The following is a 13,744-nucleotide window of genomic DNA, read 5'->3' as shown; positions in this document are numbered from 1 at the left end:
ATTATCGCCCTTTGCCAAACAGTACAATCTCAACTGTACGAATTAGAATAAGGATATCTAACAGTAAACTTTGATGCTTTACGTAATAAAGATCGAACTTAAGTTTTTCCATAGAATCTTCTACGCTAGCGCCATAAGGGTAATTGAGCTGTGCCCACCCAGCTAAACCTGGTTTAACATTGTGACGTTGATTGTAATAAGGCACTTCGCGTACAAGCTGCTCTACAAATTGAGGCCTTTCTGGACGGGGGCCGATAAACGCCATTTCGCCTTTGAACACATTTAAGAGCTGTGGTAATTCGTCAACTCTATATTTTCTGATGAAGTGGCCAATGCGGGTAACACGGTCATCGTTTTTACTTGCCCACTTAGCGCCATCTTTTTCTGCATCAGGCCGCATACTTCTGAACTTAATGATTTTGAAAAGTTTACCATTTAAACCTACCCGTTCTTGTTTATAAAAAACAGATACACCTGTACGTCTTCCATCATCGCAATAAATAATGAGTGCTGTAACCAGCATGATTGGCCAAACGAAGAGAAAGATAAAAAAGGCTAATATCGCATTAAGCGTATAATCTAGCGCATCTCGCAAGTAATTCTGGCTCTGAAAGCCATTGGAATAGATAACCCAGCTCGGGTACATCAAATTTACTACAATTTGCCCTGTTTCCCTTTCCATGAAGTCTAAGAGCTCGGTAACTTCAATCCCTCTAAGCCTACAATCGAAAAGTACTTCTACCGGAAGTGTTCCTCGCCGTTGGTCGCAAGCAATAACTATTTCTTCAATTTCATTGTCTGCAATAAACTGCTGAAAGCTTTCATCCACTTTTAGGTGAATTATTTTTTCTTTCTTAATACCGTCTTCGCGGTTGTCACCCGGAATAGGAATGAAACCAACTAATTCAAACCCTATTCTGTCTACGTCTCTACGCATACGCTTTTCAATAATTGAAGCTCTTTCTCCTGCTCCGAGCACCAATATGCGTACTTTCCCAAGGCCCAACAAGCCGAGACGGTTTGTGAAATACCTGAAAACAACTAAGGTTATAATAATTGAACAAACTGATGCCGGCAGGAAATAAGAATCCATGACCAAGTCATCAAAAAATGCTCGACTTAAGACTTCGACTAAAAAATAACTCAATCCCACGCTTACGAATATGCGACGGATAATACCTCGGAATGTTTCTCTTAACTTCGCTTCATATAACCCGACAGAAAGCGAGCATAACAAAATAGAAACGGTAAGCATTCCTACATTTATAACTAGCTTTTCAACCGAAACGTCTGGCGACATTCCAATTTGCGTGAGAATAAAATGAGAAATATAGCCCATATAAGCTATGAGCAACGCTTCTGTTATTACTAGTATATTTGAGCGTTTATTTTGATTGCGCTTGTTTATTGCCACCCCTGGCCCCCTAAAACTGCGGCGTTTTTCCCATCATAAAGGGATTTATTCCAATAGACTACAATTGATATTGGCATTATAGTGACATTTCCCGTAGGGTAAACGACAAAAGCCAACTATTAACCATAATGAGTGTAGGATGATCTCTTATGTTCCGCTTTAGAACGCTAATTACATGCTGTGCCCCCATTTTATTTATTGGTCTTAACGGTTGTAGTAACACTGGGGTTTTACCTGAAGCAACTACTCGACCTTCTCTAACTACCGATGTAAACGATTACCAATACCTAATCGGCCCTGGCGATTCGTTGACAATCTTTGTTTGGCGTAACCCAGAAGTATCGGGCAACTTCATCGTTCGACCCGATGGTAAAGTAACTACATCACTAGTTGAGGATATTGATGTAGCCGGAAGAACGCCTACGATGCTTGCTAGAGAGATTGAAGAGCAACTTTCCACATACATAAATAACCCTAGGGTTACTGTCAGTGTAAACAATTTTACAGGTCCTTTAAGTGAGCAAGTTCGCGTAATTGGTGAAGCGACAAACCCCAGTGCTGTGAGTTATTCCGAACACATGACCTTACTGGACTTAATGATAGCGGTAGGCGGACTTACTGAATTCGCGGATGGAAATAATGCGAAATTAGTAAGAGTCGTTAGTGGAAAACAAGAAACCTTCGAAATAAACATTGACGATTTAATTAGAGATGGCGATATCTCGAAAAATGTCGATATGTTGCCTGGCGATATCGTGATCATCCCAGAAGCTTGGTTCTAGTTGTAAAGTAGTAAACGGAACAAATAATAAAATGCAGGACTTACAACAAACGTTAATCCAGATCCTTGATTATGTTAAAGGAGTATGGATTAAAAAGCGTTACGTGATTATTTTTTCATGGCTTATTTGCCCTGTTGGCTTTTTGTATGTGGCCAGCCTTCCCGATGTCTACTCGTCTAAAGCGCAGGTATTTGTTGATACTCGCTCGGTTTTACAGCCGCTGCTTCGTGGTCTTGCGATTCAAACCAATCCCGACCAAGAAATTCAGATGATGGCTAAAACGTTACTTAGTAGAAGCAATGTAGAAAAAATAGCCAGAGAAAGTGACCTTGATATTACTACGACAACAGAAGATGAGTTTGAATCTCTGGTAACATCACTTTCGAAAGAAATAGAGCTATCTTCAACTGGACGAGATAACATTTATAACATTTCATTTTCCAATAAAGAGCCCACAGTTGCTCAGCGTGTGGTTCAAGAAACGTTAGATTTATTTGTTGAAGGATCTTTAGGTAACAACCGGAAAGATACGGATACCGCAGGCCGCTTTTTAGATGAGCAAATTGCAGAGTACGAATCTCGCCTTACAGAAGCAGAACAGCGTTTGGCTAATTTTAAGCGGCAATACAATGATATATTGCCACTAGCGGGTTCATATTACTCAAGCTTACAAAGCTTAAATGATGAGCTAGAAGCTACACGCCTTCAAATAAAGCAAACGCAACAGCAGGCAGAAACACTTAAGAAACAAATTAGCGGAGCAAAACGAAATGACAGTTTTGGTGTAACCAATCAAGACGAACCGGTTCTCCGTACTCGCTACGATGACCGTATTCGTGCTTTAGAGGAAAAACTAGACAGGCTTACTCTTCGCTTTACTGATTTGCATCCAGACGTTGTTGAAACAAAAGCACTGTTAAAAAGCTTGGAAGAATCTAGAAACAAAGAAATAGCAGCATTTCTTAGTGCTGATGAGGGGGATCAAAACCAACCCCTTTCAGAGTTAAATCGCGAAATTAAACTTGAAGCGAGTCGCTTAGATAGCCAAATAGCTTCGTTTAAAGTTAAAGAAACGGATTTATTGCGTAAGATTTCTGAACTAGAAAGTAAAGTAGACTTAATTCCTCAGATTGAAGCAGAGTCATCTTCTTTAAACCGAGAATACGGTGTCACCAAACAGAAATACGAAGAGCTACTTTCTCGCCGTGAATCAGCGGACCTATCAAGAAGAGCTGATGTCTCGGCAGAAGACCTTCAATTCAGGATAATAGAGCCACCGTTATTGCCTAAGAGACCTTCTGGACCGAACCGTTTGATTTTTTATACTGCTGTTTTGGTTATAGGTTTTGGGTCAGGTATTGGCATTGCATTTCTAATTAGCCAACTCAATCCTATATTGATAAGACCTAAGCAGTTACTAAATGTGTCAGATTATCCAATCTGGGGCACGGTTACGCACTTGAACATTGAGCAAATTAACAAAACTAACAGAACTCGACTCATCGTATTCTTACTCTCTAGCGGTACTATTTTGGCGATGTATGGCGCATTAGTTGCGGCTGAAATTATGAACATAGACTTATTTGGAGGGCTTATTTAATGAAAAATACTATTGAGAAAGCACTTCAAAAACAAAAAGAAGCGAAAGCCGCAAAGCAAAGCGCAATAGGTGACGAAAAACTGCAAGACACTGTACAGTCAAATGTAACTGAAGACTCGAAGGTCACAATTGATATGCCGGCTGCTGCTGAACTAGAGCCGCCTGCTGAAAAAATTGTTGCTGAGGAAAAGGAGTTTACCAATAAAAAATCTCCTCTCGACGAATTTGTTATCGATTTTGCACGTCTTGATAAGAATGGGCATATTTCACTTAACGGTGAAAGGAAGCAAATTAACGAAGAGTACCGAGAAATAAAGCGTAAGCTTTTAGCAAATGCTTTTGGTTCACTAGCGAAAACCCTTCACAACCCGAACATTATTATGGTTACCAGTAGTCGCCCTTCTGAAGGGAAGACATTTACTGCAACCAACTTGGCAATGAGTATTGCATCGGAGCAGGATAAAACCGTACTTCTTGTGGACGCCGATGTACTTAAGCCTAATGTATTAAATACTTTAGGGTTAGAGCGTCGTAAAGGGCTAATGGAATACTTGACCGGGGACGTTGACGATATTTCAAATGTGCTGTACCCAACCAACATCGATAAGCTGAAAATTATCCCTGCAGGAAAATCGCACCATTTGTCTACCGAACTGCTAGCAAGTCAGAAAATGCATGACACTGTTAATGAATTTGCTAACAGATACCCAGATCGGATAGTTATTTTTGATACACCGCCTCTCATTGGTATAAACGAGAGCGCGATCCTCGCAAATTTCGCCGGCCAAGCGGTTGTGGTCGTAGAAGAAGGCAGAGCGAAAATAGGCGATATTAAAATGTCTGTGGAGCGACTGAACCCAGACATGGCGATAGGTTTTGTAGTGAACAAATCTGTACATAACGACACCGATGGAAGCGGATATTATGGGTACTATTACTCAGAGCGCAGTGAATAGGCAATATACAATGCCTACGAAGAGAATATTAAAGCTAACACTTGTTGCAGCAGCCGTTGCAACAAGTTTTCCAGCTTTCGCCAAACTCGACATCAACGCTCTAGCCACTACCGATACTATTCACCAAAGTGTAGAGACTGAAGAAAATGGTAATCGTTCACTTACAACTTTAACTATCACTCCGCAAGTAAACGCGACTTATCAAACAAGAACATTCCAAGGTCTTTGGTCTGGTACCTATACCCATCTTGAGCGCGATAATGATGATACTAGCCAACGTCAAGATTATGCAGAATACAGTTATTCGGCACAGTGGGTACCCTTTGAAAATCTATTGTCTTTTCAAGCAGCCGGAGCTTTAAACTACCAAAATACTAATTCAGCTAACTTCTTAGTGAGTGACTTTATTGCAAACTCTGACAGTTTGGCGAAAACTCGCTCTAACAGACTTTCATCTACGCTAACACTTGAGCAAGGTGATTGGATCAGAGGACAAGGCACGGCATCATACTCAGACACCGCATCAGAGCGTTCTCTAACTAACAATAACGCTTTAGACAATGACAGTTATCAACTTACTGGTAATTTAATTAATGGTGATGAAGCTAAGTACTTCATCTGGTCAGTAACCGGCACTTATCAAAATACCGAACGAGGCCAGGCGAACATTGGCGATTTTGAGTCACGAACTGGTGACGGTTACATAGACACTCGAATTTATGGCGACTGGGCAATCCGTTTAACCGCTAGGCACGAAGCAAATCAAATATCAGACAGAGACGATACTACTAGTTTAGTCAGAGAGTTCAATTCTTATGGTGCTGGTTTAACTTATCGCCAAGCAGAAAATCGATATATATCCGTAACGGCAAATAAAAGTGACTCAGATTTAGAAGAAGATGACGACGAAACCTTCATAGGTCTAGATTTGCAATGGGCGCTAAGCACCCGTACTCAAATTGCTGCCACTTACGGACGTCGTTTTTACGGGGAATCGGCTTCAGCAAGTATTGGCTATAATTCTAAATATTTGCGGACGTCGTTTAGTTATTCAGAAGATGTAACTAATACCTCTAGGCTTCTTGCCGACCCAGAGAATTTAGGCGTATTCGTTTGCCCTACAGCAACGACATCTATCGCTGACTGCTTTCAGCCTGACAGTTTAAGCTATACGCCCAATGTCGGCGAGCAACTGGTCCAACTTACGTCTCAAAACGTAGAGTTCGACGACAATATCATTTTAAGAAAAAGTTCGAATTTTCAGGCAGGCTACGATTTTTCTCGCGTTACCCTCGCTTTTTCATGGCGCTACTCTGAAGATGATTATTTAGATGAAGATAGACTAAGACGCACTTACTCATTTGGTACCAACCTAGCCTATAAAATTGGTAGCTATACAAACATAACTAGCAGTATCAATTATGCGAATGTTACAGGTCGGGGAGCACAAGAAACCTTCAGAGGCGAAAGCGATAACTGGAATGCATCTATTGGTCTAGAAAGAGAGTTTGGTCGTCGCTTGAAGGCAAGTATTGATGCTAGGTATCTTGAGCAAGAAGGTGATTTGAACACGGGGGTGACTCAGTTTGGTAACAACTACACTGACCGTCGTATAAGTGCTTCTATCACTTATACGTACGACTAACCATTTGACATCTATTGACCAGTAGGTTATCCACTTAGTATATAAGTAGCTTAGCCCTATCCCAAAAACGCCTCAAAGAGGCGTTTTTGAATTATACTCAAATTTCAGTGACCAACTTAACCATCACTCTTTCTTATCATCACTCTTAAGCCGCACGTAAGTCTTAAACTTCTTCTTCATAAGCTTATCTACGTACTGTGTCATTTTCACTTTCTGCGAGATTGCATCGTCTAAAGCATCGACTAATTCAGCCAGCATATCCAAATAATATTTGGTGTCGCGAATAACATTGCCTTTCGGCGTCATAATAGTCTGGCTTTCTGGGTGGTCGGCAAAGCCCAGATGTTCGGTGACTTCTGCGCCTGTTTTATCCGGCTCGAACATCTCGGCTTTTACTTCTTCAATCACCTCGTTTACCGCTTCAGCATCGAAGCTCTCTAGTTCTTCTAAAAAGCCATAAAGCATTACCCTGTCCATAAGGGTATTAATTTTACGAGGTATGCCACGAGAGAACATATGAATGCGTTCTAACGCTTCGTCACTAAACAACGCAGACCCGTTCCAACCGGCGTGATGCAAACGGTATTCGATATATTCTTTACACTCTTCTAAGGAAAGTGGTGCAAGATGACACGACGCCACAATACGCTGCCTAAACTGCTCCATATTAGGCGCACGCAGGATAGGCTGAAGTTCCTCCTGACCAAGTAAAAAACTTTGGATAAGCGGCTTGCCGTTCAGCTGAAAGTTACTCAGCATTCTAAGCTCTTCGATAGTTTCAAGAGGCAGATTTTGGGCTTCATCTACAAGTAATAAAGCACGGCGACCCGCTTTATTTAAGTCGTACAAGAAAATCTCTAACGCTTTGAGAATATCAGCTTTTGAACGCCCCTCAGTAGGGATATCAAATTTGGAGGCGACCATTTTTACTAGTTCGTCTGGCGAAAGCTTTGGCGTAACTATTTGCGCTGCCGCAATATCATCTTCAATTTCTTCAAGCAAGCTGTTTGCTACGGTAGTTTTACCCGTTCCAATTCCACCGGTAATAACAATAAATCCCTCGGCTTGAGAAAGGCCATACTGCAGGTAAGACATAGCACGCTTGTGCCATTTACTTGCGAAGAAAAATTCAGGGTCTGGGGTTAACTGAAACGGTTTCGAGTTAAGTCCATAGTAACTTTCGTACATACTATTTGCCGTTATTCCATTAGAAATATGTGTTCAAAACCAAGGCTTAAAGTTGCTCAAGGCTAGCGCGTTATGCTTTACCTATGCTTTTAATCCATATGGTAACCAACAACGCGCCGTTATCGAAGTATTATCTTTATAGCTTCCACTAAAGGCTTATCGCAGTTTGTTTTCAGTAATACGCTCAATGATACCCGTAGTCGATACACCATCTTCAAACGTTAGTACTTTTACCTCACCACCATTTGCCTGCACTTCAGTGCCACCTGCAATCTCTTCAATTTTGTAGTCACCGCCTTTTACCAATACATCTGGCAATAATCGAGCAATAACTCGCTGAGGCGTATCTTCTTCAAAGGGTACAACCCAATCGACTGCGCTCAAGCCTGCCAGCACCGCCATACGTCTGCTTACGTTGTTCACTGGGCGACCTGGGCCTTTTAGCTTGGTCACAGACGCATCAGTATTAACAGCAACAATTAGACGGTCACCAAGCTGTGCCGCTTCTTCAAGATAGGCAACGTGACCAGAGTGCAAAATATCAAAACAACCATTGGTCATAACTATCCGCTCTCCTCGGGCTTTAGCTGCTTGAAGCGCAATTTCTAGCTGGTCTTCATTCATCACGCCGCCATCTAAATGCACCGACTGTTCACCTAACGCCAATGCTAGCTCTGTATTGGTCACAGTTGAGGTTCCCAGTTTTCCAACAACAACGCTTGCTGCTAAATTAGCAAGCACGCAAGCTGCTTGAAGCGGTAACTTACAGGCTATAGCAACTGCTAAAGTTGATACTACCGTATCTCCTGCCCCGGTTACGTCATACACCTCTTTCGCTTTTGCTGGCAAATGAAATTCGGTGTTGTCGCCGTCAAACAATGTCATGCCGTCTTCTGAGCGCGTTACAAGAAGTGCATTTAACCCTAGCTTTTCTTTTAATTCAGAAGCTTTACTAACCAGTGCTTGTTCACTTTCAATTTCGCCCACAACACTTCGAAGTTCATCCATATTAGGAGTGATCAAAGTCGCACCAGCGTATTTACTAAAGTCACTTCCTTTGGGGTCGACAATCACACGCTTGTTCTTACTGCGCGCTTTTTCAATTAATGCTTGCGGGTTGCTTAAACAACCTTTTGCGTAGTCGCTTAAAATAACGACATCAGCATTGTCTAGCGCCTTATCGAAAGCTAATTCCAATGCTGATTTATCCGTATCTTCAAAACTCTTCTCAAAATCTAAACGCAGAAGCTGCTGATTTCTGCTCATCACCCGAAGCTTTGTAATAGTATCGAAGCCTTCAACTTCAAAGAACTCACAGTGAATGTTGTGAGTCTCTAATCGCTCTTTCAATATGTTAGCGTTTTCGTCTTTACCGCACATGCCGAGCAGGGTTACCTCTGCACCTAACGTTGCTACATTCACTGCAACGTTGGCCGCGCCGCCAGCTCTATCTTCAGAACTATTAACGTTCACTACTGGCACAGGAGCTTCTGGAGATATACGCCCTGTACCACCGCTCCAATAGCGATCTAACATAAGGTCGCCAACAATAAGCACTTTTGCTTTACTAAAATCTGGTAATATCATACTGAGAGTAACTTTTTAGACATTGAAAACATTGGCACAGAGTATAACAGCCAAGACAGGCAATACCCACCAACCAAACGCAAATCCGCTTTGGTATCTTTATATGGTCGAAAACAAGTTCGGGCAGATTTATACGGGTATTACTACCGACCCTAAACGTCGAATAGCCCAGCATAGAGGACTGTTAAAAGGTGGCGCAAAGGCCCTTAAAGGTAAGTCTCCATTAATTTTCAGGGCCGTATTTGAGATTGCCGACAAAGCAAAGGCGGCAAGACTTGAATATGCGGTTAAGCAAATGAGTCGTGCTCAGAAGAACGGCATCATTCAAAAAAAGCAGCTCAACGATTTGCCATGTATAAAGTCAGCGTTTGAGGACTAAGTGTTTGGCGACTGATTTGCCGCCAAACATCATTTAATATAAGCCCAGAAAAAAAGAATTTTAAGAGCTAGGTTCGTGAAAAACCGCCAAACTGCTTAACTAGCCTCCTAAAACACCATTGATGATCATAGCGTTACCGATGCTTAACGTAAAACCTAACGCCGCTACGCCAACATTGTGCTGATGGTCCACTTCTTGTCGAAAGTTCATCCCGAAAAGAATGATTTTTTTATTCACTAGAACCAATAAATGAAGCGCGATAGCCAAACACACACTCACAATCAACCATCCCGTTACGTTACTCACATAACCCGATGGGTTGTAAATAAGTAAGTTCTTTGCTGCTGAAACAATCATAGCCGTACCAAGCAGATTACCGCTATGCTCAATAGCGAGCGCTAACTGCCCTTTCTCTAATGCTCCCTGAAACGAGTCATTTTGATTATCACGCGCATACCTAAACTCTAAAATTCGTGTCATCACTAGTAGCATAGTCAAAACTACGGTAAAGCCGGTTACTATGGCAATCAGCGCGTTCATGTCGCTACCATCAACCCATATCATAATATTGCGCAGCACTATTGCACTGGCGACCAAGCTCGCAGCATCAACAAGTGCCACACTCACACTTCGTTCGGCTATCATTGTGTGGGTGTCTAGCTTGTTAAGCACTAATTTATCATGAGCAAAGCGCCCAAATTTCACTAGCATGATCCCCACAAAACCAAAAGTCACCATGCCAATGGCTGCCTCTTGGTACCCTACCCCTATGTGACGCCCTACTACTGAACTTAATACAATGCACAGAGACAACATGCCTCCAGCAATGCTAATCCCAAACGCAAAGTTATCTTTTACACCAAGTTCTTCGGTTACTGAGTACTTTCTAAATGCGCCAGTCAGCCATTTCATAATCATCAGTAGCACTAACGCTATTGCCACATCCATGGCGAGGTAGATCAAAAGTTCCTGCGTTAGAGGTACTAGTTTTAGTAAGGCTTCCACGTTATCTTTGCTCCTTGAACATACGAAGTTCTATGCTGGTTGTCCCTAGAAATTAAAACCGTTGAAGTAATTACGATAGGGGAAATAGCATCCATCCTTGCTAAATGGGTACAAGGATGACAGCGAACTTGTTCAGATTTATTTTAATAAATGCCTGCAGAAGTCACTGCCATTATCCAAGGCAGCAAAGAAAACAGGCAACGAATACTTTTGGTAAAACCGTGAGTATTCATTATTTTACACGATTGATTTCTCTTGAGACGCGAGCATTATGCCAATAGATAACGAAAATAGCATGACAAACCTAGAGCAAGCCGACAAATTATGGCAGCAATTGCTAGATTCACCTGCCTTAACCGAAACCGATCAAGTCATTGTAGAAAACCATCGCGAAGCACTTTTAAGCGCTTTTGCTCGCTCCGCTTTCCTAGCTGAAACATTGATACAAAAGCCCGCGTTTATTTCCAGAGTCGTTGACCCCTTGTCTAATTTAACTGATTCTGACTCGACTATTACTCACTTCAGCACTGAATTAAAAATAAAACTTGAAGCACTTAAGAGCGAAGACGAATTACTAAAGATACTCCGTGAATACCGCAATCAAGAAATGGCACGTATCACCTTCTTAGATGTGCTAAATAAACAAAATATTGAAGATTCACTTGCACAAGTTTCAGCATTGGCAGATGCGCTGATAAATAGCGCTTACCATTGGATTTACCAGCACTTAGCTCTCCGCTACGGAACGCCAAAGAGCGACAACCAAGATATGCACATGTACATTCTTGGTATGGGCAAACTCGGTGGGCAAGAACTCAACTTTTCGTCAGACATTGACTTGATATTCGCTTACCCAGAAAAAGGCGAAACTCGCGGAGGCAAGAAATCATTAGAGCATCAACAATTTTTTACCAAGTTAGCCCAAAAGCTTATTCAAGCGCTGAACAAAGTTACTAATGACGGGCAAGTCTACCGTGTTGATATGCGCTTACGTCCGTTTGGGGACTCAGGCCCCTTAGTCTTGCATTTCGCTGCGCTTGAGGACTACTATCAGGACCAGGGCAGGCACTGGGAACGCTTTGCCATGGTGAAAGCAAGGGTCATTAATGATGACAGTTCAGATAATGCTTCGTGGCTAAAAGGCATTCTTCACCCGTTTACGTTTAGACGATATTTAGACTTCACCACGCTAGATGCGCTACGCAATATGAAGAAGCTTATCGCTACCGAAATTCGCAGGCGACGTTTAAGCAACAATATTAAACTGGGTGCTGGCGGTATTCGAGAAGTTGAGTTTTTTGCCCAAAGTTTTCAGCTTATACACGGTGGTCGTGAGCCTGCTCTGCAAAGTAAGTCTTTACTTCATACCCTAGACGTTTTAAGCGAATTAGATATTGTAGAAAGCGAAGTAACAAAGCAGCTTAAACAAGACTATTTATTCTTAAGAAAAGTAGAACATACATTACAGCAAAGCCAAGACCGTCAAACTCAAACATTGCCCGACGAGCCGTGGCAACAAAATGCGCTGATTGATGTTATGGGCTTTGCTGATTATAGCGACTTCTTAACCCATGTAGACGAAGTCATGGCTCGCATTCACGGTCATTTCAACGAATTAGTTGAGGAATGCCATGACACACATTCAGATGAAGACCAGCTCTTTATTGCATGCCAAGACGCATGGCGTCTTTCTTTGCAGGAAGATGAATTTACTGAAACGTTTAGCGACTATCTTTCCAGTAGGGAAAGTAATCAAATCTTCACCATTCTCGTCGCCTTTAAAGATAAACAAAGAAACTATCGCATAGGTCAAAGAGGCGAAGATACGCTGAACAAACTTCTTCCAGAAATTTTATATGTATTAATTAAGCAGCACCCTAATCACACTGCACAAGTATTGAGCCGATTATTAGGCGTGATTGAAGCAATTACCGGACGCACAACCTATCTTGATCTCTTACTAGAAAACCCTGATGTACTTAAGCAGTTAGTTAGGCTTTGCGAGAGAAGTGACTGGATAGCGCAAGAAATCAGGCGATTCCCGCTTTTATTAGATGAGCTACTTACCCCACTCTATTTAGGACAGCAAAACACAGACATCAAAACCAGTAAACAGGAATACCAGCTCGAGCTGCGCGAGACTATGTTGCGTATAGAGCAAGATGACGTGGAAATGTTGATGGATGGGCTTAGGCAGTTCAAACTTTGCCAGCAGCTTCGTATCGCAGCCAGCGACATCAGTGAATCCCTGCCCATCAACAATGTAAGCGATAAACTAACCGTTTTAGCAGAAGTCATTTTAGAGCATGTCGTTAACGCAGCATGGATGCAAATGCGACAGCGCTTCGGCGTTCCTTCACACCTTGAGGGTAATGACAAAGGCTTTGCCGTTATCGGTTACGGTAAATTGGGTGGCTATGAGCTAGGATATGGGTCGGATTTAGATTTAGTTTTTATACACAATGCGCCCCGTTCAAGTAATACAGACGGCAAAAAATCGATTGAGGCACAACAGTTTTATATTAAGTTGGCCCAACGCATTATGCACCTCCTCAATACTAAAACACTGTTTGGTCAGCTGTACGAAACTGACTTGCGTTTGCGCCCTTCTGGTAACGCAGGGCTATTGTGCTGTCACATAAACGGTTTCGAAAAATATCAAGTTGAGGAAGCTTGGACATGGGAACACCAGGCGCTGGTGAGAGCAAGAGCTATTTACGGCGACACATCACTATTGAACGACTTTTCACAGGTAAGGCATTCAATTCTCAGTCAATCTAGAGACCCCCAAACACTGTCACAAGATGTCTGCAAAATGCGGATAAAAATGCGTGAACACTTACTGGCTAAAAATAATGAAAAAGTAGATTTGAAGCAATGTGAAGGCGGTATTACCGACATTGAATTTATTGCGCAATACCTTGTGTTAGCAAACGCTTGTACTGTGAAAGCAATGACGGAGTATCCAGATAACCTTAGAATTTTCGATGTTGCAGCCAGCGCGGACATCATTGATACGCTAACAGCACAAAAACTTCAAAAGGCCTACTTAAGGCTTCGTGAGCAATATCATCATCTCACCCTGGCGGACACCAAGTACGCTGATCAAAGTGAAGAGCTAGATATTATACGCGAGCAAGTGAGGCAACACTGGGATACATTATTTGGCAGGCGCAGTGACTGAGCCT

Annotated in this window: 10 protein-coding genes; 6 read left to right on the top strand and 4 right to left on the bottom strand. The window is 42.2% G+C overall.

Annotated features, from left to right (window positions below; genetic code table 11):
• Position 1: 1 nt before the first annotated feature.
• Positions 2-1,414, bottom strand: a complete 1,413-nt coding sequence (locus tag V7R55_RS02470; protein ID WP_334057035.1) for a TIGR03013 family XrtA/PEP-CTERM system glycosyltransferase — start codon at positions 1,412-1,414, stop codon at positions 2-4.
• Positions 1,415-1,563: 149 nt separating this feature from the next.
• On the opposite strand from V7R55_RS02470, the gene V7R55_RS02465 reads away from it, so the two are divergent.
• The 4 genes from V7R55_RS02465 to V7R55_RS02450 are packed head-to-tail and all read left to right on the top strand — an operon-like array spanning position 1,564 to position 6,397.
• Entirely contained in the window at positions 1,564-2,196 is a 633-nt protein-coding gene (locus V7R55_RS02465) for an XrtA/PEP-CTERM system exopolysaccharide export protein (protein ID WP_334057033.1), read from the top strand.
• A 31-nt stretch (positions 2,197-2,227) separates the two neighbouring features.
• Positions 2,228-3,796 carry an XrtA system polysaccharide chain length determinant gene (locus V7R55_RS02460; protein ID WP_334057031.1) on the top strand — a complete coding sequence of 523 codons (1,569 nt, stop codon included), beginning with the start codon at positions 2,228-2,230 and terminating at the stop codon, positions 3,794-3,796.
• Complete coding sequence (locus V7R55_RS02455; RefSeq protein ID WP_334057029.1) at positions 3,796-4,752, top strand: XrtA-associated tyrosine autokinase; 957 nt, start codon at positions 3,796-3,798, stop codon at positions 4,750-4,752. The genes V7R55_RS02460 and V7R55_RS02455 overlap by 1 nt, the downstream gene beginning before the upstream one ends.
• Positions 4,721-6,397 carry a TIGR03016 family PEP-CTERM system-associated outer membrane protein gene (locus tag V7R55_RS02450; protein WP_438823565.1) on the top strand — a complete coding sequence of 559 codons (1,677 nt, stop codon included), beginning with the start codon at positions 4,721-4,723 and terminating at the stop codon, positions 6,395-6,397. The genes V7R55_RS02455 and V7R55_RS02450 overlap by 32 nt, the downstream gene beginning before the upstream one ends.
• Positions 6,398-6,520: 123 nt before the next feature.
• Here V7R55_RS02450 and V7R55_RS02445 read toward each other — a convergent pair whose 3' ends face one another.
• Together V7R55_RS02445 and hldE are read right to left on the bottom strand one after the other, a co-directional pair.
• Positions 6,521-7,585 carry an XrtA/PEP-CTERM system-associated ATPase gene (locus V7R55_RS02445; protein WP_334057025.1) on the bottom strand — a complete coding sequence of 355 codons (1,065 nt, stop codon included), beginning with the start codon at positions 7,583-7,585 and terminating at the stop codon, positions 6,521-6,523.
• Positions 7,586-7,741: 156 nt separating this feature from the next.
• Positions 7,742-9,172: a bifunctional D-glycero-beta-D-manno-heptose-7-phosphate kinase/D-glycero-beta-D-manno-heptose 1-phosphate adenylyltransferase HldE gene (gene hldE, locus V7R55_RS02440; protein ID WP_334057023.1), complete on the bottom strand. Its 1,431-nt coding sequence runs from the start codon at positions 9,170-9,172 to the stop codon at positions 7,742-7,744.
• 103 nt (positions 9,173-9,275) lie between these two features.
• On the opposite strand from hldE, the gene V7R55_RS02435 reads away from it, so the two are divergent.
• The gene (locus tag V7R55_RS02435) at positions 9,276-9,551 is read left to right on the top strand and encodes a GIY-YIG nuclease family protein (RefSeq protein WP_334057021.1); all 276 of its coding nucleotides are present in this window, start codon (positions 9,276-9,278) and stop codon (positions 9,549-9,551) included.
• A gap of 99 nt (positions 9,552-9,650) precedes the next feature.
• On the opposite strand, the gene V7R55_RS02430 is transcribed toward V7R55_RS02435, so the two are convergent.
• A complete protein-coding gene (locus V7R55_RS02430; RefSeq protein WP_334057019.1) occupies positions 9,651-10,556 on the bottom strand; it encodes a DUF350 domain-containing protein in 906 nt (301 codons plus the stop codon).
• A gap of 271 nt (positions 10,557-10,827) precedes the next feature.
• Here V7R55_RS02430 and glnE point away from each other — a divergent pair, with 271 nt between their 5' ends.
• Positions 10,828-13,740 carry a bifunctional [glutamate--ammonia ligase]-adenylyl-L-tyrosine phosphorylase/[glutamate--ammonia-ligase] adenylyltransferase gene (glnE, locus tag V7R55_RS02425; RefSeq protein ID WP_334057017.1) on the top strand — a complete coding sequence of 971 codons (2,913 nt, stop codon included), beginning with the start codon at positions 10,828-10,830 and terminating at the stop codon, positions 13,738-13,740.
• Positions 13,741-13,744: the final 4 nt, after the last annotated feature.

The organism is Alteromonas sp. S005 (assembly GCF_036864475.1).
Lineage (GTDB): Bacteria > Pseudomonadota > Gammaproteobacteria > Enterobacterales > Alteromonadaceae > Alteromonas.
The sequence above is the reverse complement of the archived record's forward strand: the minus strand, read 5'-3'. Positions and strand labels throughout refer to the sequence as shown.

Coding starts and splice junctions, on each gene's coding strand:
- V7R55_RS02465 (WP_334057033.1), top strand. CDS start 1,564: ATGTTCCGCTTTAGAACGCTAATTACATGCTGTGCCCCCATTTTATTT.
- V7R55_RS02460 (WP_334057031.1), top strand. CDS start 2,228: ATGCAGGACTTACAACAAACGTTAATCCAGATCCTTGATTATGTTAAA.
- V7R55_RS02455 (WP_334057029.1), top strand. CDS start 3,796: ATGAAAAATACTATTGAGAAAGCACTTCAAAAACAAAAAGAAGCGAAA.
- V7R55_RS02450 (WP_438823565.1), top strand. CDS start 4,721: ATGGGTACTATTACTCAGAGCGCAGTGAATAGGCAATATACAATGCCT.
- V7R55_RS02445 (WP_334057025.1), bottom strand. CDS start 7,585: ATGTACGAAAGTTACTATGGACTTAACTCGAAACCGTTTCAGTTAACC.
- hldE (WP_334057023.1), bottom strand. CDS start 9,172: ATGATATTACCAGATTTTAGTAAAGCAAAAGTGCTTATTGTTGGCGAC.
- V7R55_RS02435 (WP_334057021.1), top strand. CDS start 9,276: ATGGTCGAAAACAAGTTCGGGCAGATTTATACGGGTATTACTACCGAC.
- glnE (WP_334057017.1), top strand. CDS start 10,828: ATGCCAATAGATAACGAAAATAGCATGACAAACCTAGAGCAAGCCGAC.